Source organism: Lactococcus sp. NH2-7C, from assembly GCF_029953655.1.
Classification (GTDB): domain Bacteria; phylum Bacillota; class Bacilli; order Lactobacillales; family Streptococcaceae; genus Lactococcus; species Lactococcus lactis.
In genome coordinates, this window is the sequence record NZ_CP124538.1 from 463925 (window position 1) to 485146 (window position 21222).

Genomic DNA, 21222 nt, shown 5'->3' on the forward strand with positions numbered 1-21222 from the left:
TTCTCTTATTCTTTCCCTATATGACAGACTGCCTCAATTCGATAGCCATCTGGATCAATTATATATGCTGCGTAATAATTGTCTTGGCGAAGGCCCGGTGCTCCGTTATCTCTTCCACCATTTTCCAGTGCTTTTTTGTAAAATTCGTCAACCTCGCTTTTTGTTTTTGCTTGAAATGCAAAATGAAAAGGATAAGGTTCTCCTATTTCAAACCAGATATATCCATTGGAATCTTCTCCTGTTTGATAAGTCAATCCTATGTTACTTTCATCAATTAAATGACAACCAAGCGTTATTAAAACAGCTGTGTAAAAATTTTTTGTTCTTGTTAAATCTTGGACATGAATATCTAAATGGTCAATCATTTTTCTCTCCATATTTTCTCAGCGAGTTTCAACTATATTTTTAGCCAATTTGTTCTGCTTGTAATTCATGCAACTTTGTAAGAGCTGCTCCTGTACTAATTACTTCTCTTGCAAGGTCAACTCCGGATTTGATGGAGTCAACTTTGCCATTGGCATAAAATCCAAGTCCGGCATTTAAAGCGGTCGTTTCTAAAAAGGCTGACGGTTGATTTTCAAGGACATTCTTTAAAATTTCAGCATTTTCTGGGGCTTCACCTCCTCGAATATCATTGAGTTGAACTTCTGAAATACCAACGTCTGAGGCTCTAAATTCATGCAAAGTCACTTTATCATTTTCTAAAAGGGCGTAATGATTAAGTCCAAAGGGGGTTGCTTCGTCCATTCCTCCTTCTCCTGTGATGACTAATGCTCGCTTACGTCCCAGACCTTTCAAAACATTTGCTGTTAATTCAAGTAAATCTGGACGTGAGGTACCAAGAAGTTGCGTATCAAGCGGAATTGGATTGATTAGTGGCCCAGTCAAATTCATAATTGTTGGAATTTCGAGTTGTCTGCGGACAGGCGTGAAGTATTTCATTGCTGGGTGAAGATTTTGAGCAAAGAGGAAAACTAATCCCACTTTATCAAAAACTTGAGCTAACTTTTCTGCTGGTAAATAAAGATTGATTCCTAAGGCCTCAAGAACGTCTGCCGAGCCGGATTTACTGGTAATGGAACGATTTCCATGTTTTGCCATATTAACTCCACCAGCTGCTAAAACGAAAGCGGCTGTGGTTGAAATATTAAAACTGAATGAGCGGTCGCCTCCTGTTCCACAATTGTCCATCGCATTTGTCAAATTTGTTGGGATAGAAATAGCTGCTTTTTGTAAAGCTCGAGCCAAACCGGTCAATTCGCTTGCTGCTTCACCTTTCATTTTTAATGCCACTAAAAAGCTGGCAATTTGGACCTCACTTAATTCACCTTGGATAATTGAATTAGCAAGCATATTCATTTCATTTTCGGTCATGTCACGACCTGACATCACTTTTTCAAGTTCATTTTTCATTTGATGACTCCTTGTTTTCATTTACTTGGTTGACAAAATTTTCAATCATGGTCATACCATCCAATGTGCCAATGGATTCGGGGTGAAATTGTAATCCATAAATCTGTTCTTTTTCATTTTCAATAGCCATAATTTCTCCATCATCTGTCGCGACTGCTGTGATTGCAAAATCTGGTAAAGCGACTGCCTCATCCATGACAATTGAATGATAGCGCATGACTAAAAATTTTGAAGAAAGTTTATTGAAGAGTAAATTTCCTGAGGTTTGCCTAACTTGTGAATTCTTGCCATGCATGACTTGATGTGCCAATCGAAGTTTGCCACCAAAAACTTCAACGATGGCTTGAAAACCTAGACATATTCCTAAAATTGGTTTTTGACCCGCAAATTGTTGAATGAGTGTTTCCATTTTTCCAGCATCTGCAGGCCAACCTGGACCTGGTGAGAATATTAAGGCATCTGCTTTTTCTGCCATATTTTCCAAAGAATCATCGTCATTTTTCACAACTGCTACATCAGTCAAAGCACCGACGTATTGCACTAAGTTGTAAGTAAAACTATCATAATTATCTATTATTAAAATCAATTTTGTCTCCTATTTTTAACGACAAGGCCTGTCAGTAATTTTTTATTTTCTATCAGTAAAAAATTACTGACAAAAATATCTGATGATGTTGAATTTTTTATCTTACATCTTTTTTGGGCCGATTTATTGACCAACTTTCAGTAAGCCTTGGGCTTTGTTTAAGGTTTCTTGGTATTCATGTTCGGGTACTGAATCGTAAACAATTCCGGCTCCTGCTTGAACATGTGCTTTCTTATCTTTCAAGACCATTGTCCGAATGGCAATTGCAAAATCGCAATTACCATTTTTCGTTAGATAACCAATAGCTCCACCATAAATTCCTCGTTTTTGTGTTTCAAATTCATAAATTCTTTGGTAGGCTCGATGCTTTGGTGCTCCTGATAGCGTCCCCGCTGGCAATGTTGCGCGTAAGGCATCCATAGCTGTAAATTCAGGACGAAGCTCGCCAGTCACTTCACTTGTAATATGCATGACGTAGCGATATTTCTCAACTTTCATGAAAATAGGAACTTCAATTGAACCATATTTGGAAATTTTACCAATGTCATTTCGTCCTAAATCAACAAGCATTTTGTGTTCAGCGACTTCTTTTGGATCACTTTCTAAATCTTCAATAAGGGCTTGGTCTTCAAATTCAGTTTGCCCTCGTTTTCTTGTTCCGGCAATTGGATTGGTTGAAACTTGATTTCCATGAACAGCAACCAAGCGCTCTGGTGAGCTGCCAATAACATGAAAATTATCGAATTCCATAAAGTACATATACGATGATGGATTTTCAACCCGAAGTTTTCTGTAATAATTAAAGGGGTTGTCAGTAAAATCTGCTGTTAAACGTTGTGATAAAACAATTTGGAACATATCCCCATTTCTGATAAGTTGCTTTGCTTTAGTAACTTTTTCTTCAAAAAGTTCTTGAGACATATTGCTGACAAAATTCAGTTTACTTAATTCTGTCAGTTCATTTTTCGCTTCTGTCAGTAAAGATAAAGACTCAATATTTACTGACAGAGCTGTAAGTAAGTCTTCTTCTGAGCGTTGACTGTAAGTATTGTCCTCAATAAAAATCAGTTTTTCTCTTTTGTGGTCAAAAACTAAGGCTGATTCGTATAACATAAAATACATATCTGGTGTTCCAATTGTATCTGTCAGTTCAGGTTGAATGCCTTCAAAAATACCATAGGTATCAAATCCAGCATATCCAATCGCACCACTTGTGAAAGGCAAGTCTATATTTTCGTCAGTACTTTCTGGCTGACAGACTAATTTTTCCAGAAATTCCATTGGATTTTCATTGTTAATGATTTCGTCATTAACGCTTAAAATTCCGTCAGTAAATTTGATGTGCTTCACAGGATTCAACGCAATAATTGAAAAACGTGATTGATCATTTTCTCTGGGAATGGATTCTAAAATTACTTTATTTTTCCCTTTCAGGCGAAGATAAACCGAAATTGGAGTCAAGGTGTCTGCTGGAATCTCTTTAATTTTTCTCATGTTTTCTCTCTATCTATAGGTTTGAGGAAGTCTTTTCCATTGATACTGATTAGTTAAAATTTAAGCTTCGCCATCGTTGGTTCATTTTAGAAATCCTTTCAAAAAAATACAAAAAAGCCCGTAGAGTATCAAATACTCTACGGGCGTATGTCACGCGGTGCCACCGTAATTTAAGAGTCACTAAAAGTATTACAAAAATACTAGAAAAACTCTTCTTTTCCTCGTCTAACAACAAGTCGCTTGGTATCGGGAGCATCCGTGATTTTTATTGTTTCAAATCAAATTGCGAAAAACAAATCTTTCTCGACTTTCAAATCAGCCCATTCGCCCTGATGAATTTATCTGCTCGCACAACCGCAGACTTCCTGAAAAATTCTTATTTAGAGTTACTTTTCTGATGTTGAAAGTAATTGTAAAACTTTTTATAAGACTTGTCAAGGATTTAAAAATATTTTTTTAAAAAAATGAAGAAATCAGAGCTAAAATGGCTAAACCACCTTGCGTGAGAATAATCTTTTTATTACTTGTCAAAGAGCCATACAAAGCCACTAAAATAATATAAATAAGCAGTAATCTAACAATTTCAAGTGGAGCTGACGAAAAGAATGTTGCATAAACTAATTCAAAGCCAACCAAACCGTTATAAATCCCTTGATTTTTAAAAAGCGTCTGAACTGAAGAACGTTCTAGCTCCTCTTTTCCCATATTAAACACACGACTGGTTGTTTTTGAGCTTGTAGCAAAGGTTTCTAAATACATAATGTAGAAAAATTCCAAAGCAACCAAAAGCGACAGAATAATTGTTAAAACGGTCAAATTACTTCTCCTTTTTATTTAAAAGTAGTGATTTTATCAGCATTCATGCGAACAGATTCATAACCTTCTTCGACTGCTTTACCAATTGATAAAATCATAACTGGGACAAAGCGTTCTTTGTCTAAATCAAAGGCTTCTGCTAATTGGTCTTTTTCAAAACCACCAATTGGATTTGTTTCATAACCGTGAGCTCTTGCCACCAACATCAATTGCATTGCTGCCAAACTTGAGTCAATTTTGACGACATCATTCATTTCTTGTTTAGAAAAGCTCTTATAATAAGGGATAATTGCTTCGATTTGTTGATCTCTTACTTCCTGAGGCATTTTTCCTTCAGCAACAGCTTGGTCATAGATTTCTTCACCTAATTCATAATTAAGCATGTCACCAAAAATTAAAATCATGGCTGATGAAGTATCATTTTGACGTGTGTTAAAGCGAATTAATGGTTTTAATTTTGCTTTTGATTCTTCTGTTTCAGCAATAATAAAACGCCAAGGTTGCATGTTTACTGATGAGGGTGCGGCTGTTGCTTTTTGAATCATTTCAAGCATTTCTTCGTGAGAAATTTTGTAGTTTTCATCATAAAGTCTGACTGATTTTCTACCAAAAGTAATATCTGCGAAATCGTTATTTTTAAAGTTCTTATTCATTTTTTTCTTCTTTCATTTTGTTAATTTCGTGAGTAGTTCTAAAAGTTGTTCTTCTTCTAAATCGCTGAGCCCAATATTTAATATTTGCTGACTTACATCAAGAGAATCATCATGTTTTTTTGCACAAAGCACTAAATCATTTTTCGCTTTGTCAGTAATTTCGACAAATACTTCTCGATTATTCTCTTTATTGCGCTCTCTTTTGACAAGATTTTTTTCTTCAAGTAGTTTTAAATGTCTTGTTACAGCAGCACTATCAATTTTTAATTCATTTTGTAATTGACTTTGAGAGCAACGACCTTTACATTTTAAAATCATCATAAGTTGATAACGAGTAATACTATAGCCCGTTGACTTCTCAAATTTTGCTGTCATTTCTTGATTTACAATTTTGAGCTGATAGAGTAACTGGCTGACTTTTTCAAGCTTCATAATTTATTTCTCCTTTCTTAATTGATTAGTCAATCATTGATTAATCAATTATAGTACTAAAATAAATAAATTACAACTAAAAGAATTGAGAAATAAAAAAACTAGGATTAAACCTAGCATTTTTCCCAATATAATAACTCAAATATCACTAATCTTTCCATTTCTCGAATTTCTGTTTCACTAAAAAATAATTGCTTCAATGCCATTATTTCTATATTTGAAAGCTCATCAGAGAAATAATCAGAGAAAAACTGTGAACTTACTTTTTCCGATAAAAAGAATCTAAATTTCTTACTTTTAAATTCCCAGCCTAATTCCTCTAACCATGCCTTATAAAGCAACATCTGCTCTTCTTTATTCTGCTCTTGATTGGGTAAATACAATTGCTCGACCTGACTAAAGAGATTATCCTCGTCAAAAATCAAGCGTAAAATTCCAACATTTCCATTGGCAATCCGATTTAATTCTACTAAGGCTTCTTTTGACTCCAACGCAGGATTCATGGCTGAAAACACAAAATCATAAGTATTTTCTTTTGTATTCTTTAAAAATTTATTTTGTTCTTGATGCGTAAAAGTAATTTTATTTGAATCAGCTGACTTATTCTTGGCAAATTCTAACATTTTTGCTGACAGATCAACAAGATGATAGCTGTCAGTAAAATTTGAAAAATGTGGAATATATTTTCCTGTCCCACCAGCTAAATCTAAAAATTGACTTGTTGGTAAAAGTTTTTCAGCTACCAAAAATCCCTGTAATCGCTGACCAATATCAACCAAGCTTTCATTTTGAATTTCTTCATATTCTTGAGAAAACTCATCCCAATATTTTTCTAATTCTTTAGTATTATCATCCATTTGTCAGCCTCTTTCTTAATAATCATAAGTCCTATCTATAATTATAACAAAAGTGTTTAACTAAGCCTAAATTCATTAACCTAAAATCCGACCAATAAAATAATGAATAAAAATTGTCAGTAAACCAATAATAATATTTCTAAGAATTGCTTTAATTACCAAACCATCAGAAAGCTTAGCGCTAATCATTCCGGTTAAGGCCATTGCAATCATTGTTGCAAAAATTGTTGCTGGAAATTGCCAAGCTCCTCTAACCAAAATCATGGTCAGTAAAGGAAAAAGTCCACCAATCGTAAATGAAATTAATGAAGAACCTGCCGCTTGCCAAGGATTCATATAATGTCCTAAAGCAATATCATATTTTACTGACAGAACTGTTTCCAAAGGTTTCCGAGCAAGTAATTCATTAGCAATTTCTGCTGAAGTTTCCGGACTAATTCCTTTTTCAATATAAAAATCTTTCACTGCTACTTTTTGATTTTTAAAATCTTTTTTCAGCAATATTTTTTCTTCTTGAACCACAACTTTCTCACTATCAGATTGTGAACTGACACTTGCATATTCACCAGAAGCCATTGAAAAAGCACCAGAAATCAAATTTGCCAAACTAGCAATCAGTAAAGCAAAGCTACTTCCAGAAGCTGCGGAAACCGAAAAGAGCACACCAACAACTGTAAGAATTCCATCATTTGAACCCAAAACTCCCGCACGAACGCTATTTAATTTTTCATCTATTGTCATTGCTTGTTTTTTCATCACAAACCTCCTTGTTTAAAGAGCAAACCCACTACATAAGTGACAAGCATCGTTAAAATTCCAGCAATAATATTTCTAAAAGTCGCATGTTTTTTATCAGCTCCATTTAAATAAGCCGCTGCATAACCCGTAAATCCTAGAGCAATTAGTACGGAAATAAATGTTGCTAAAGCACTCCAACTTTTAGGAATCAAAGAAATGGCTATCATAGGCAAAAGCGCTCCAGTTGGAAATGAGAGCATTGATGCAATTGCTGCTCCTTTGGCACTCAGTTCTTGCCCAATTGTAAAACCATGTCTTTCACGAACCGTTGTTGCCAAAGCATCCTTTTTCATCATCTCATCCGTTGCTTTATGAGCCAACTCCTTTGAAATCCCATCTGCTCTGTATTTCTGATAAACAAAATTAAATTCATTTTGATAATTAGTAGCAAGTGCTGCTTTTTGTTCTTGAATAATTTTTTCCTGAGCATCACGTTGCGAACTGACGGAAACATACTCTCCCATTGCCATACTGACCGTTCCTGCTAAGGTTCCGGCGAAACCTGCCAGCAAAATTGTACCAATATGAGAAGTTGCGCCAGAAACACCTATGACAATTCCTGCAATGGAAATAATTCCGTCGTTTGCTCCCATAATACTTGCCCGCACAATATTATTTCTTTGAATTAAGTTATTTTTTTCTCTCATTTTCTCACCTTTTTAGAATCATTCTAAATTATATTTTAGAATGATTCTAAACAAATGTCAAGTCATTGAAATGATTTTATGTTGATGATATAATGAAATAAAATACGAGAGATAGGAGTGATGATTTTGGAACAAGACTTAAAACAACTACTACAATCCCATGGTTTGAAAGCCACACCTCAACGTCTTATTGTCTTAGAATATCTAATGAACCATCAAACCCATCCCACGGCTGAACAAATTCATGAAGATTTAGAAAATATTAGCTTAGCCACTGTTTATAATACACTCGATAAATTGGTAGATAGTGAACTTGTCATTGCCATAAATGATGGTAGCAAGAGAAGATATGACTACTACGGAGAGCCGCATTATCACGTGGTCAATAAAACTACTGGTGAAATTATGAATGTCGATAATTTTGATTTTCGTCCACTACTTGAAGCTGCTCGAAAAGCAAGTGGTCTCAATATTACTGGATATAAGGTTGAAATTTATGGAGTTGAAGATTAAATTTATCAAAAATGCTAATGATAATCATTAGTATTTTTTTGTTCTATATTGTAAATTAAGTAATTTCAATCTTACAAAATAGTAAGTTTATTTTTGTAAAATATTGCTAAAATAGACTTGTTTAACAAGAAAGGAATAAGATTTTATGAAAAAAATATTAATTGGACTTGTGGCCTTAGTTTTTATTGTTGGAGGTTCTGCTTACGCTTGGTACAAGATAAATTATGGAGGAACAAGTTATTATGTCCAAATCCATAATGACGGAAAAAAACTTGAGGAAAAAACGCAAAGTGGTTCTGTTTGGCATGGCTATAGTTATAAAGAAAAAGCTTATAACAATGCAGGACAAGAAAAAACACTAGACTTTACTGCCACACATAACTTACGCCATGAAGCCTATTTGAAATTAACTTATAATAAGCAAAAAGGAGTGACAAATTGGGAAGAAGTTAAAAAGTCTGTAATCCCCAAAAAAGCTCTAGATAGATTATAAAAATTCCGTTCCTAAGTCAATTAGGAACTTTTTTATTTAAAAGGATTAATGATTCGAGAATAGTCCCACTTTCGGTAAATCTTTGATAAACATGAATCATCTATGTTAAACTATTAATAATATGAAGTATATAAAGTACTTAGAAATCGAGGATAAAATGACAAAAATAAAAAGTATCAAGTATTGGTCTGATCATGAATAAATTTAAAGGAATTATTTACGCTTCTTTGGGTGCCGCTTTTTTTGGAATTAGTAGTATTATTGCTGGACTCCTCTTTAATCGTTGTTCTATTGAACCGGGTTGGCTAGTTACCACGCGCATGCTCTTTTCAGGCTTATTGCTACTTGCTTGGTTAGCAATTACCAAGCACAACATTTTTAGTGTCTGGTCTTCTGTAAAATCAAGTCTAAGAATTGTAGCTTTTGGGATTTTCGGCGTACTTTTTGCACAATCTTCTTTTCTATTATCTGTTTATTACGGAAATGCAGCTATTGCGACTATTTTACAATCTCTAGGTCCCTCCATCATTATTATTATTTTAGCTATCAGAAGTAAAGCAATTCCACGTCGACTTGATATTATTGCTATTTTTCTTTCTTTAATTGGTGTTTTTCTGCTTGTGACTAATGGAAATATTGGAGAACTTAGTTTTTCAGCTTCTGCTCTTGTTTGGGGCCTTTTATCCGCCCTTGGCGTTTGTGCTTATACTCTTATTCCATGCCCCCTTATCAAAGAACACTCTCCTTTAAGTGTTGTCGCTTGGGCCTTATTAATTGGTGGTGTCATTTCTAATTTCTTACATCCAGTCACAAATTTACCTAAAAATTTTGATCAAACTGATTTACTTTTGGTCAGCCTCATTGTTATCGTTGGAACGCTCCTAGCTTACTCTCTTTATATCAATAGTCTAAAATATACAGAACCTCATATTGTTGGTATGCTTGGAATGCTTGAACCTGTCACCGCTATTTTAATTTCCACTTTATTCCTAGGCGTTTCATTTTTAGGATTCCAACAGTTAGGCATTTTTGTCGTCTTTCTGTCGCTATTTCTCATAAATTTTCCAGCTAAGAAAAAATAAAAAACAAAGCGTAAAAAATACGTTTTGTTTTTTTAATATTATTTGAAAATATCTCTTATCTCTGGTTTAACTTGTGTTGTTCCCGGAATAAAGTGGATACTTTCAGTGCCTGCTTCTGCTGCTGTTTGATAGTACCAAATTTTCCATCTTAAAAAGGCCAAATTCATTTCTAAAACTTTAATTTTTTCTTCTAATTGCTCTTCGTGCGTTTTCATAAAATCTAAACGTTCATCAAGTGTTGAGTCGCCCTTCATACACCAATCAATAAATTGAGCAATATCTTTTATGGGTATGCCTGATTTTTTTAAACAATCAATAACTTCAATATAGCCAAGGTCATCATCTGTAAATTCTCTTCGACCAGCTTTATTTCTTTTAGCAAAAGGGAGCAAACCTTCCTTATCATAATAACGTACAGCATCGTTAGAAACGTTTAATTTACGTGAAATATCTCCAATTGTATATTTTGTCATTTCTTCTCCTTGACATGGAGTTAACTCCATGTTGTATAATCAGTATATCAAAAAAATACTCTTAAGGAGAAATAAAATGTCTAAACCACTTATTGTTATAACAGGAGCAAGTTCAGGATTTGGTGCTGAAATTGCAAAATTATTTAATGCTGATGGATTCCCAATGTTGCTTTTAGGCCGTCGTACAGAAAAAATCAAAGCCTTGCCTCTTGATTTTACGAATGTTCTTGTGGATTCTGTAGATGTCACAGACAAAAAATCTTTTGAAAATGCAATTACTAAAGCTGAGGAAAAATATGGCAAAACTGATCTTCTAGTCAATAATGCAGGTGTCATGTTATTAGGAAATGTTCTTAATCAAGATCCAGCAGAATGGAAACAAATGATGGATACTAATGTTTTGGGGGTACTCAATGGAATGCAAATTGTACTTCCGCAAATGATTGAACGCCAAGGAGGAACAGTAATTAATATGTCTTCTCTTGCTGGTAAAAAAACTTTTACCAACCACGCCGCTTATGTCGCTTCAAAATTTGGTGTCCATGGTTTAAGTGAGACCGTCAGAGAGGAAGTTTCTGCTAAAAATGTTCGAATTTCACTTGTTGCACCTGGTGCTGCCGAAACAGAATTATTGACACATGTTACTGACGAAAGTGCCCTAAATGATTATAATCTTTGGAAAGAATCAATGGGTGGTACAACACTTGCTCCTGAAAGGGTTGCACAAACCGTGAAATTCATTTATGATATGCCTCAAACGGTTAACATCAGAGAAATTGATATTGCTGCAACCAATCAAAATGCTTAAAATTCAATATCTTAGCTAAAAAAGATACTAGTTAATCGCTAGTATCTTTTTTAGCTATTTATTTCATATTTTATCTAGGAGATAAGCTCTGCCCTCAAAAATTATTATTTAGAAAATATTTTCTTAAAAAAATCAGGTGCTTTAGATTCTTTGGTTGCTTCGATAATATCATTTGCCATAAGTTCTGGTCTTATGTGGTAACGATTGTAAAGTTCATCTTTTGGAACAGCATCAATAAACTCAGTATCTGCACCATATACAAGTGTTTTTATACCTTTGCTTGCCAAATAGGTGGCCACTTTTTGACCAAATCCCCCATCTTTAGTGCCATCTTCAATCGTAACAAAGAGTCCATGAGTTTCAGATAATTTGTCTAAAGCAGTTACATCCAAAAGATTAGCAAAGAATGGATTTACAACCGTTGGATTAAATCCTGATTTTTCAAGTTCTTCTGCGACATTTTCTGCTTTCTCAAGCATTGCACCAAGTCCCAAGATTGCAATTTTTTCGCCAGACTTAACGACTTCATACTGAGGTTTGCTAAAATCAGTAATTTTTGTTGGGCGATTTTCCAAAGTATGCTCTGGCAAGTGTATAAATACTGGATGTTCATGTTGATTATATGCCCAATTAAGCATTGCAAAAAGGTCTTCTTCACTTGTTGCTGCAAGGTCAATTACATTGGGAATATTTGATGTTTGACTATAAACAAAACTTCCTTGGTGAGTATCGTTTGTTCCGCCAATTTGGCTGTTACTGATAATAACAATTGCTGGTTCTTTATTCAGTGCCAAATCATGGTTAAGTTGGTCATAGGCACGTTGTAAGAAAGTTGCATTTTGGAAAATAATAGCTCGAGTTCCTGCTGCTGCGATTGCTCCACCAAGTGTCACTGTATATTGTTCAGCAATTCCTCCATCAACATAATTTTTTGGATGATTCTTAGCAAATTGTGACAGGCCAAAGAACATTGGAATTGCGGCATTAATGGCGATAAGATTGTCACCTTTGGCTAACTTTTCTTCCATAAAGTCAAGAAATACATTATTATAGCTACGAACGATATTAGTTGAGCCATTGACTGGTTGACCTGTAGCAATATCAAAGGGTGCAAAGACTTGGTGCATTCCTTCTTTATTTTCAACTGCTGGTTTATAGCCATGTCCTTTCTCTGTGTGGATATGAAGAACAATTGGCCGATTGATATCTTTTACTGATTCAAAAAGGGCAATCAAACTTTGGATATCATTTCCCTCCTCAAGGTAACGGTAATCAAGCCCAAATGATTTAAAAAGGTTATTTGCTGATGTTCCTTTACTTGCTCGAAGATCTGCAAGATGTTGATAGATTCCTCCATGATTTTCGGTGATGGCCATTTCATTGTCATTTACAATAATAATAAGATTCCCGTTAAGTGTACCTGCACCATCAAGTCCCTCAAATGCAAGTCCTCCTGAGAGCGCGCCATCACCAATGATGGCTACAATATTTTCTTTTTTTCCTTGCATATCTCGAGCCAAGGCATATCCCATTGCTGTTGCAATTGATGTTGATGTATGACCTACTCGTATAAAGTCATGTTCATTTTCTTCAGGGTCTGTATAGCCTGTTGTTCCAGAAAATTTGTCGTTGTCAGTAAAAAATTCTTTACGCCCCGTTAAAACTTTATGCGGATAGCTTTGATGACTAACATCCCAAATTAATTTATCAACAGGTGAGTTAAAGACTTTATGTAAAGCAACAGTCATTTCTACCACACCAAGATTTGGACCGAGATGGCCCCCTGGATATTGACTCACACGATTAAGAATTGCATCGCGCACATTTGTGGCGAGCTCTTCTAGTTCTAGCGGTGTAAGATTCTTGATGTCTTTGGGATCATTTACTTTGTCTAATACTGTCATAATTTTTTCTTCCTAGTTCTATTTAGATTATAAAGATGCGAGTAAAATTTAATATTATTTAAGTTTAATAAGGTCATTTTTTAATAAGCTAATATAATATCAACGTTTACGTTTGTAAACGATAAAGAAATTATACTTTTTTATATTTTACTTGTCAAGAAATCTGTCATCTTTTTTAAACAAAGTCTATAATATTATTTTGAGAAACACATTTGGTTTGAAGGAAAAAAGACTAACGTAATTATTAGTCTTTTCCTATTTCGTATAAATTGTCATCTATTTTTTCTAAGGTCCTCCAGAATTCAGCTTGTTCTTTCTCGGTCAAGGAGTCAATCAATTTCTTCTCAGAAGTTTCAAATATTTGATTAATCTGATTAATAATTTTTAGTCCTCCTGATTTAACGGTTGCTGAATAATAAAAAAACGAGGAAATTTAAGGCCTCGTTTTTTATATATTATTTCCCAGTCCAGACGAATTTATCATAATTTAAGCCTGATAAAGCTTCTATTGTTTGTTTTGTTATCAGGTCAGCTGACTCTTTAGCTTTTTTTACTGCCACTTCTCCCCCAATCGAATCAGCCTTTTGTAGACGTGAAATTTCTTCAACCAAAATAGCATGTGTTTTTGAATTAAGTTTGAAAGTAAAAGCATTCCATAAAGCAATTAGCATCAGGCCTCCAACTAAAAACGTCATCAGCATAGCAATTCCAAAGCCAGCACTTTCAATCTGATGTTCTAAAGTAGAACTTGTTACTAAATGGTGAAAAGCTTGTCTAGTCGTCACGTGGTGTACTTGTACATAATTTGACATTTTGTCTGCCACATTAGAAACATGTTGGTTATAACCAGCAACTCCCATAACCGCTCCAATGACAACATTAAAGACAATATTAGTGAATTTACGTACAAAAGTCATAGCTCCAGCAAAAACTCCTGCCCGCTGTTCTTTATGAACAATCATATCAATATCAGGAATTAAAGGAAAGACGACCCAAGGAAGTCCACCAATGATGTTACGCCCCACAGTAAAAACACAAGTTGTAAAAATGATGAGTCCCGTAATCTGAGCTTCTGATAAACTCCCTCTTGCGAAATAAACAATACCATAAGTGATACATGCTAAAATACCAATGCCAAAACCAATTAGGTAGAGTAGGCGTGGTCCAATTTTGGGGTGATTAAAAAGCCATGCTCCAAATGGTGTATATGCAATTGTCATAATCAATAAGGGTGTCGCTAAAATAAGAGCTGCTTGCGCTGGATCAAGTGTTAGAGTTGGCAAAAACGAAATCGTCGCAAAGATAACAAAAATAGCTGTAAAAGAATCAATAATCCCAAAAGTAGAGAAATAAAGAACTAGATGTTTGCGAAAAGTTTTAATCCTTAAGGTTAAAAGTAAATTAGCGATATTTTCCAAGAATAGCCTAGCAGGAGTTTTAGCTCGTTTTCTTTCTTCATCTAAATGTCGCAACATAAGTTCTGTTTTTTCTTTAGAAATAAGAATAGGGTCCCAAGAAGAAAAGTAAACAAAGAGTGTAAATATAATCCCAATCACACCCCAAACACAAGCTGTTGCAAATAAGGCTCAGGCAGAAGTTTGCATTCCATGTTCAGCAGGTAAAAGTTTCATAAAGAGAGTTGGGACAAAAGCGATTAAGGGTTGGGCTAAACCTGAAGCCCACATTCTGATTGACCCCATTTTATTACGTTGTGTATAGGTAGAGGTAATTTATGCAGGGATAGCTTCCCAAGGAATGAGAACTAAATCCAAACAAAAATCAAAAAGTATAAATGACACAAGATAATAAAGCCAAGAAAGGCCACCTGCCATTGGAATCCACATCGCTGCAAAAGCAACCGATGTTGGAATTGCAAAAATCAAAAAGAATCGTCTACGTCCATATTTTCGCCCAAGTGCAAAGCGATAAAAATTATCTGAAATAACAGCAACAGCAGGAGCCCAGAACATATCTATAACGAGTCGGGCTGAAATTAAAAGTGCAGCTAATCCAGGATTAACCCCACCAAAAGAGGTCATAAAATATAAGAGCCACGAACCAATAAGGCCACCAGTTCCTCCATTAAACATATCCCATGAACCAATTCCTAAAGCTCGATGAAACCCAATTATTCCTTCTGCTTTGTTTGTTTTGAAACTAAAAAATTCCCTAAAAAAAAATATTTTTCATTGCCAACCATAACCTTCTCCAAATTTAAATTATATTTCTTGAAAGTAAGAAGTTGTAAGTATATTATGTTGCAAATTAAAGACTTTTCACTCTTAAATATTGCAAAACATAGTTACACCTAATTAATTTCAAGCAAATAAAGTATGGCGCTTTCAAAATAATAAACTTGATTAATATTACGTTATCTTTTAGGAAATAATGCTATTGAACAATGAGTGTTAGTTTTAAAATTTATTATTAAAATAAATAAAAAAACTGATAACAGACACTGTTATCAGTTTTTTATTCTATTGCCACTCAACAGTTGCTGGTGGTTTGCTCGTAATATCGTAGACGATACGGTTGACGTGGTCCACCTCATTAACGATACGTTTTGAGATTTTTTGGAGAAGATCCCAAGGAAGTTGGGCAAAGTCAGCTGTCATTCCATCAATTGAAGTGATTGCACGAATAGCTAGTGTATAGTCATATGTTCGTTGGTCTCCCATGACACCGACTGATTTCACGTCTGTATTTACTGTGAAATATTGCCAAACATCACGCTCAAGGCCTGCAGCAGCAATTTCTTCACGAAGAATTGCATCTGATTCACGAACAGTTTCTAGTTTTTCTTCTGTTAAATCACCAAGGACACGAATGGCAAGTCCTGGTCCAGGGAAAGGTTGACGCCAAACGATTTCATCAGGCATTCCAAGTTGTGTTCCAAGCGCACGAACTTCATCTTTAAAGAGTGTGTTCAATGGTTCAATCAATTGGAATTGCATATCTTCAGGAAGACCACCAACGTTATGGTGTGATTTGATTGTTTGAGCTGTATCTGTTCCTGATTCAATGACGTCGGTGTAGAGTGTTCCTTGAGCAAGGAAGTCGACACCTTCTAATTTGTTTGCTTCATCATCAAAAACATAAACAAATTCGTTACCGATAATTTTACGTTTTGTTTCTGGGTCTGAAAGGCCAACAAGTTTGTCCATGAAACGTTTTTGAGCATCTACTTTGATGATATTAAGACCGAATTTTCCGCCCAATGTATCCATGACTTGGTCAGCTTCGCCTTTACGAAGGAAACCGTGGTCAACAAAGATTGATGTCAATTGGTCACCGATAGCACGTTGTAAAAGAACACCTACAACTGATGAATCAACACCACCTGAAAGTCCAAGAAGAACTTTTTTATCGCCAACTTTTTCACGAATATCTTTGATTTGCATGTCAATGAAATTTTCCATTGACCAGTTCCCTTTTGCTCCACAAATGTTAAGCGCAAAGTTTCTGAGCATTTCTGTCCCGTGAACTGAATGACGAACTTCTGGGTGGAATTGGATACCGTACAAGTTACGTTCTGTGTTTTCAACAGCAGCAAATGGACTATTTGGTGAAGTTCCGACAACGTGGAAACCTTCAGGAATAGCTGTTACACGGTCACCGTGGCTCATCAAAACATCTTGAACTTCGGGAGTTCCTGCAAACAATGCTGATTTTTCAGTGAGTTGAAGTGGGGCAACACCGTATTCGCGTTCGCCTGCTGCTTCTACCATACCGCCAAGCTTGTAGCTCATCAATTGCATTCCGTAGCAAATACCAAGAACTGGCAAACCAAGTTCAAAGATTTCAGGATCAATATCGAATGAGCCTTCATCATAAACTGAATTTGGACCGCCTGAAAGAATAATACCGATTGGATTAAGCTCACGAATTTCTTTGGCTGTAACTTTGTGACTCATGAGTTCTGAGAAAACACCGATTTCTCGGATACGACGCGCAATAAGTTGATTGTATTGTGAACCATAGTCGAGTACAATGATTTTTTCAAGTGTAGTGTCGGACAAGGGACCCTCCTCTAATAAGGTGCAAAAGTCCGAATTCCTGTTGGAAAGTTCGAACTTTTGTTCAATTATTTTATTAGATTTATTCTATCATAATTTATTGTTTTTTGCAGAGATATTTGTGAATAAATAAAATAAATTTTAGAAAAATCGTATGATAGTGATTACATTTATTTTTACTGACGAAAATGAAAAAATACTGACAAAGCTGTCAGTAATTTTTTTCATCTAAATCTTTTGCCAAAGCAAAATTTCCAATCGTTGCCGAACCATTATTTGCAACTGACGGAGTCATAATATAATCTGTCAGTAGATAGGGAACGTGGACATATCCTGCCATTAATTTTGTGAATTCCTTGCGCACGCGCTCAATCATGTGCGTTTGGGTCATAACTCCTCCACCAAAAACAATTTTCTCAGGTGCAAGTGCTAAGGTTGTATTAACGGCAATTTGTGCAATGTAGAATGCTTGAATATCCCAAACTTTGCTGTCAGCTGGAATATCTTCTCCGCGAATTCCTAAGCGAGCTTCAAGGGAAGGGCCTGCTGCCACTCCTTCTAGACAATCACCATGAAATGGACAAACGCCTGCGAAATTGATATCGTCTGGATGACGCTTGACATATTGATGACCCATTTCTGCATGAGAAAATCCACCAATAAATTTCCCATCTTGTACGGCTCCTCCACCGATTCCTGTTCCGATTGTGAAGTAAACCAATGATTTTCCGCCAGTCACAATCATTTCACCATAAGCCGAGCTATTGACATCGGTAGTGAAAACCATCGGAATATCAAGTGCAGCTTTGAGTTTTCCTAATAAATCAACATTTGCCCAACCAGCTTTTGGCGTGGTTGTTATATAGCCATAAGTCGCGCTTTCAGGCTTGATGTCAATAGGGCCAAAAGAACCTACTGCCAATGATTTCACGGGATTCTCTTTAAAAAATTCAATGGTTTTAGCAATTGTTTCTTCAGGGCTTGTCGTTGGAATTTGATTTGTTTTTAAAATGTTAAACTGCTCATCACCAATCGCAAGTACAAATTTTGTTCCGCCTGCTTCGATTGAGCCATAATGATTTGTCATAATTTTTTCCTATAATTTGTTACTTTTTATGTTTTATTTCGTATAGTATTAGTGAAGGAATTTTCTGTCAGTAAAAAATATTACTAACAGAAAACTTCTAGCCTATTTGTCAGTCTTATTAGCGTAAGTTTGTGAAAAATCTACTGCTGCACCAATTAAGTTGGCAGAATTTCTGAATTCACAAGTTACAATTTCTGGTATAAAAGTCGCCACTTCAATAATTTCCATGATTTTTTGAAGTTGTTTTTGCAGTTCTGGAATTAACCATTCAGCTTGGGAAACTCCTCCGCCAATAATAACTAATTCTGGATCAAAAGAATAAGTCAGATTTAAAATCCCTTTAGCGACATTGTATAGAAAAATCTCTTTTTCTTCATTAGCTATTTCATCACCATTAAAGGCTTTTTCAAAGATTTCGATGGCATCAAGAGCTTCTCCTGTGCGCTTATTATAGCGCTCGGCCATTCTAATTGTTGTTCCTAATGTTGAAAACGAATGTTCATCATCCATGAGCATAAAGCCAAATTCACCGCCAAAAAGATGTTTCCCATGATGAACTTTCCCATTCATAACAACAGAACCGCCAACACCTGTTCCAAGCACAAGGAGCAAAACATCTGACAAACCTTTTGCCGCACCAAATTTCACTTCGGCAAGCGCCGCACAATTGGCATCATTTTCGATAGAAACAGGTAAACCAAATCGTTTTTCTAGTTCAGCATGAATATCAAAATCATGAATATAAGGGAGAGCACTTGCTCCTTCAATGACACCAGTTGCTTTATTTACTGCTCCTGGGGAACTAATAGCGACACCACAAACATCAGAATTTTCCTTAAATTGTTCAACGACTGCTGTCAGTGATTGATAAAATTGATCCAGATTATCAGGAGTTCCAAAAGCACCTTCTTCTCCTAATTTTCCGTCAGCAAATCTTGCATATTTAATGCTTGTTCCACCAATATCTATTGTTAATAATGACATATTTCTCCTCCAAATTTTATTATATTTTAACAGAAATCATTGACTGTATTTTTCTAAAATCGAATCTGGAACTTGTAAAAGTGATGAGTCTGTTAAATTTTTATACCAATAAGCTGATTTTTTTAAAGTTTTCACTTGGGTATGGATATTCAAACTAATCAAACCATAACGATTTTTGTATGAATTGCGCCAACTCCAGCAATCAATTGGTGTCCAAACATGATAACCAAAACAATTGGAGCCTTCTTGAATCGCTTTATGGAGCCAGAAAAGATGTTCTGTTGTAAAAATAATTCGATAATCATCTTGGATTTGTCCATCAGCATTTTTGAAACGTTCTTCATTTTCTACGCCCATCCCATTTTCAGAAATAAACCAAGGAATATTTCCATAATCTTCTTGAATTCGCTTGGCAATTTCGTAAATGGTTTGTGGATGTATCTCCCAACCTCTGTCAGCATTCATCCGCACCCCACGTTTATTGAATGATGCGTAATATTTTTCGGGACGCCAATCTTGAGCCAAACTATCACTAGAATATTCAGGTTCTTGCACTCGGCTTGGGTGATAATAATTAACTCCTAAAATATCAATTTTATTGTCCCTTATCCGTTTCAAATCTTCTGCTTCCGACTGCCACAAAACATTTTCTTCTTGTAAAAGACTGACTAATTTTTCTGGAAATTCTCCCTTTATTGATGCATCTAAAAAGAGGCGATTTTGCCAAAGGTCTGCCATTTCTGCTGCTTTTAAATCTTCGATTTTTTCAGTTGCTGGATAGGACGGAGTCAAATTTAAAATGATTCCAATTCGTCCTTCAGGATTTTTATTAATTTTTCGGTATTGTTCAATTGCAAGAGACGAGGCGAGTTGCAAATGATAAGCCACTTGAACAGCTTTTTTTCCATCAACAATATCAGGGTAATGGAAACCTAATAGATAAGCACACTCAACGACAACCATTGGCTCATTAAAAGTAAACCAATCACTCACTCGGTCGCTGAATTCAGCAAAACATTTTGCTGCAAAACCTGCATATAAATCAACAACATGTCGGCTTTCCCAGCCTCCATATGTTTTTAAAAGTTCAACTGGTAAATCAAAATGATTTAAATTAATCATCGGACGAATCCCTTGCGCTATAAATTCATTAATTACAGCGTTATAGAAATCAACCGCTTTTTCATTTACCGTATTCTTTTCTAAATCATCTATCAAACGCGACCATTGAATACTTGTCCTTATTGATTTTAGACCAGCAGCCTTCATTAATTTTATATCTTCTCGAAAGTCATTGAAAAAATTACTGGCTGTATCAGGTCCAATTCCGCCCCAAAAACGTTCTTGATAATGGTCAAAATCATAATCAAAAACATTGTCATGCTGCTTTTTAAAACGTCCTTCAGTTTGTGGTCCACTCGTTGCTGCTCCCCACAAAAAATTTTCTTGGAATTTTAATTCCATTTTCCACCCCTCTCAGTAACTCTTCTTTTTTACTCTGCTAGCTGTTCTTCGACTTTCAAACGCCAAGTTTTTGTCACACTTAAAGAATAAACTTGTAAAAGGCCAATCAACCCAAAGAGAATCATGCCTTTAAATTGCCAAGTCAAAACAAAGATAAGGACAATCCCAAATAAAAGTTTTAGATAGGTTTTAAAACTAATAAAATTTGAAATAAAGCTCATTTTTAATAAGTTTCCAAAACTAATTTCAAATTGACTATCAAAAATCATTGTATATTCAAAAGCGGTCATAAGATAAGTTAAACCAAAGAATAGAATGAAATCAATCACCAAGAAAAGTAAACCTTGGATTTGTACTGAAAGATATAAATTATAAGCGAGTAAAAGACTCAAAGACGTATAGAGCCAAAAAATGATATTTGCTCTTAAAAAGTCTCGCTTGAAAATTTGATAAGCCTGTTTCACTGAGATTGACTTATAGTCAAAACCATGTTCCAAATACAACTCTGTTACCACTTTAAAGGCAGGACCAAGTCCTAAAACAAACAGCCCTGTGAGCGCTAAGAGCCAAAATATCAAGGTCAATTTAACAACGACCCAAATTCGAATAAAGAATTCTTCTAGTGCTTTTCCAATCATTTTTCTATAACTTTCTAACTTTTATTACTTCATTATAACACTTTTCCAATGAAATGTTAGGGTT

The 21222-nt window shown here is 35.2% G+C and carries 23 protein-coding genes; 4 read left to right on the forward strand and 19 right to left on the reverse strand.

The window, feature by feature from the left end; translation table 11 throughout:
- Nucleotides 1–5 precede the first annotated feature (5 nt).
- The 10 genes from QJV49_RS02245 to QJV49_RS02290 form a co-directional block, all read right to left on the reverse strand.
- Nucleotides 6–365, reverse strand: a complete 360-nt coding sequence (locus QJV49_RS02245) for a VOC family protein (protein ID WP_225512697.1) — start codon at nt 363–365, stop codon at nt 6–8.
- A gap of 40 nt (nt 366–405) precedes the next feature.
- Nucleotides 406–1413, reverse strand: coding sequence for an anthranilate phosphoribosyltransferase (gene trpD / locus QJV49_RS02250; protein WP_225512698.1), 1008 nt, complete (start codon nt 1411–1413; stop codon nt 406–408).
- Complete coding sequence (locus QJV49_RS02255; RefSeq protein WP_021722742.1) at nt 1403–1999, reverse strand: aminodeoxychorismate/anthranilate synthase component II; 597 nt, start codon at nt 1997–1999, stop codon at nt 1403–1405. Before QJV49_RS02255 ends, trpD begins: the two co-directional genes overlap by 11 nt.
- A 123-nt stretch (nt 2000–2122) precedes the next feature.
- Nucleotides 2123–3493, reverse strand: a complete 1371-nt coding sequence (trpE, locus tag QJV49_RS02260) for an anthranilate synthase component I (protein WP_225512699.1) — start codon at nt 3491–3493, stop codon at nt 2123–2125.
- Nucleotides 3494–3949: 456 nt separating this feature from the next.
- On the reverse strand, nt 3950–4309 hold the full coding sequence (locus QJV49_RS02265; protein ID WP_225512700.1) for a DUF1304 domain-containing protein: 360 nt from the start codon (nt 4307–4309) through the stop codon (nt 3950–3952).
- Nucleotides 4310–4323: 14 nt separating this feature from the next.
- Nucleotides 4324–4962 (reverse strand): nitroreductase family protein, encoded by a 639-nt coding sequence (locus QJV49_RS02270; RefSeq protein ID WP_225512701.1) that lies wholly within the window; start codon nt 4960–4962, stop codon nt 4324–4326.
- A gap of 12 nt (nt 4963–4974) precedes the next feature.
- Nucleotides 4975–5394, reverse strand: a complete 420-nt coding sequence (locus tag QJV49_RS02275; protein ID WP_225512702.1) for a MarR family winged helix-turn-helix transcriptional regulator — start codon at nt 5392–5394, stop codon at nt 4975–4977.
- 113 nt (nt 5395–5507) lie between these two features.
- Nucleotides 5508–6251 carry a class I SAM-dependent methyltransferase gene (locus QJV49_RS02280; RefSeq protein ID WP_225512703.1) on the reverse strand — a complete coding sequence of 248 codons (744 nt, stop codon included), beginning with the start codon at nt 6249–6251 and terminating at the stop codon, nt 5508–5510.
- Nucleotides 6252–6326: 75 nt separating this feature from the next.
- Nucleotides 6327–7007, reverse strand: coding sequence for a VIT family protein (locus QJV49_RS02285; protein WP_225512704.1), 681 nt, complete (start codon nt 7005–7007; stop codon nt 6327–6329).
- The gene (locus QJV49_RS02290; RefSeq protein WP_225512705.1) at nt 7007–7696 is read right to left on the reverse strand and encodes a VIT family protein; all 690 of its coding nucleotides are present in this window, start codon (nt 7694–7696) and stop codon (nt 7007–7009) included. Before QJV49_RS02290 ends, QJV49_RS02285 begins: the two co-directional genes overlap by 1 nt.
- 126 nt (nt 7697–7822) lie before the next feature.
- Here QJV49_RS02290 and QJV49_RS02295 point away from each other — a divergent pair, with 126 nt between their 5' ends.
- The 3 genes from QJV49_RS02295 to QJV49_RS02305 all read left to right on the forward strand — a co-directional run bounded on the left by QJV49_RS02295 (nt 7823) and on the right by QJV49_RS02305 (nt 9784).
- Entirely contained in the window at nt 7823–8209 is a 387-nt protein-coding gene (locus QJV49_RS02295) for a Fur family transcriptional regulator (protein WP_225512706.1), read from the forward strand.
- 145 nt (nt 8210–8354) lie between these two features.
- Nucleotides 8355–8702, forward strand: a complete 348-nt coding sequence (locus QJV49_RS02300) for a YxeA family protein (protein WP_225512707.1) — start codon at nt 8355–8357, stop codon at nt 8700–8702.
- Between the two features lie 194 nt (nt 8703–8896).
- A complete protein-coding gene (locus QJV49_RS02305; RefSeq protein WP_225512708.1) occupies nt 8897–9784 on the forward strand; it encodes a DMT family transporter in 888 nt (295 codons plus the stop codon).
- Between the two features lie 38 nt (nt 9785–9822).
- Here QJV49_RS02305 and QJV49_RS02310 read toward each other — a convergent pair whose 3' ends face one another.
- Nucleotides 9823–10257, reverse strand: a complete 435-nt coding sequence (locus QJV49_RS02310) for a MerR family transcriptional regulator (protein ID WP_225512709.1) — start codon at nt 10255–10257, stop codon at nt 9823–9825.
- 76 nt (nt 10258–10333) lie between these two features.
- Between QJV49_RS02310 and QJV49_RS02315 the strand changes: the two genes are divergently transcribed.
- Complete coding sequence (locus QJV49_RS02315; protein ID WP_225512710.1) at nt 10334–11065, forward strand: SDR family oxidoreductase; 732 nt, start codon at nt 10334–10336, stop codon at nt 11063–11065.
- Nucleotides 11066–11169: 104 nt separating this feature from the next.
- Here the strand turns inward: QJV49_RS02315 and QJV49_RS02320 are convergent, their stop codons facing one another.
- The 8 genes from QJV49_RS02320 to QJV49_RS02355 all read right to left on the reverse strand — a co-directional run bounded on the left by QJV49_RS02320 (nt 11170) and on the right by QJV49_RS02355 (nt 21158).
- The gene (locus QJV49_RS02320; RefSeq protein WP_225512711.1) at nt 11170–12969 is read right to left on the reverse strand and encodes a 1-deoxy-D-xylulose-5-phosphate synthase; all 1800 of its coding nucleotides are present in this window, start codon (nt 12967–12969) and stop codon (nt 11170–11172) included.
- A gap of 455 nt (nt 12970–13424) precedes the next feature.
- A complete protein-coding gene (locus QJV49_RS02325; protein ID WP_225512712.1) occupies nt 13425–14525 on the reverse strand; it encodes an MFS transporter in 1101 nt (366 codons plus the stop codon).
- Between the two features lie 174 nt (nt 14526–14699).
- Nucleotides 14700–15059: an MFS transporter gene (locus QJV49_RS02330; RefSeq protein ID WP_225512713.1), complete on the reverse strand. Its 360-nt coding sequence runs from the start codon at nt 15057–15059 to the stop codon at nt 14700–14702.
- Nucleotides 15060–15446: 387 nt separating this feature from the next.
- Nucleotides 15447–16988, reverse strand: coding sequence for a glutamine-hydrolyzing GMP synthase (gene guaA, locus QJV49_RS02335; RefSeq protein WP_225512714.1), 1542 nt, complete (start codon nt 16986–16988; stop codon nt 15447–15449).
- Between the two features lie 208 nt (nt 16989–17196).
- The gene (gene scrK, locus QJV49_RS02340; RefSeq protein ID WP_225512715.1) at nt 17197–18072 is read right to left on the reverse strand and encodes a fructokinase ScrK; all 876 of its coding nucleotides are present in this window, start codon (nt 18070–18072) and stop codon (nt 17197–17199) included.
- Nucleotides 18073–18174: 102 nt separating this feature from the next.
- Nucleotides 18175–19056 carry an ROK family protein gene (locus QJV49_RS02345; protein ID WP_225512716.1) on the reverse strand — a complete coding sequence of 294 codons (882 nt, stop codon included), beginning with the start codon at nt 19054–19056 and terminating at the stop codon, nt 18175–18177.
- A 36-nt stretch (nt 19057–19092) separates the two neighbouring features.
- Nucleotides 19093–20520: a glycoside hydrolase family 1 protein gene (locus QJV49_RS02350; RefSeq protein WP_225512717.1), complete on the reverse strand. Its 1428-nt coding sequence runs from the start codon at nt 20518–20520 to the stop codon at nt 19093–19095.
- A gap of 29 nt (nt 20521–20549) precedes the next feature.
- A complete protein-coding gene (locus QJV49_RS02355; RefSeq protein WP_012898106.1) occupies nt 20550–21158 on the reverse strand; it encodes a YesL family protein in 609 nt (202 codons plus the stop codon).
- Nucleotides 21159–21222: the final 64 nt, after the last annotated feature.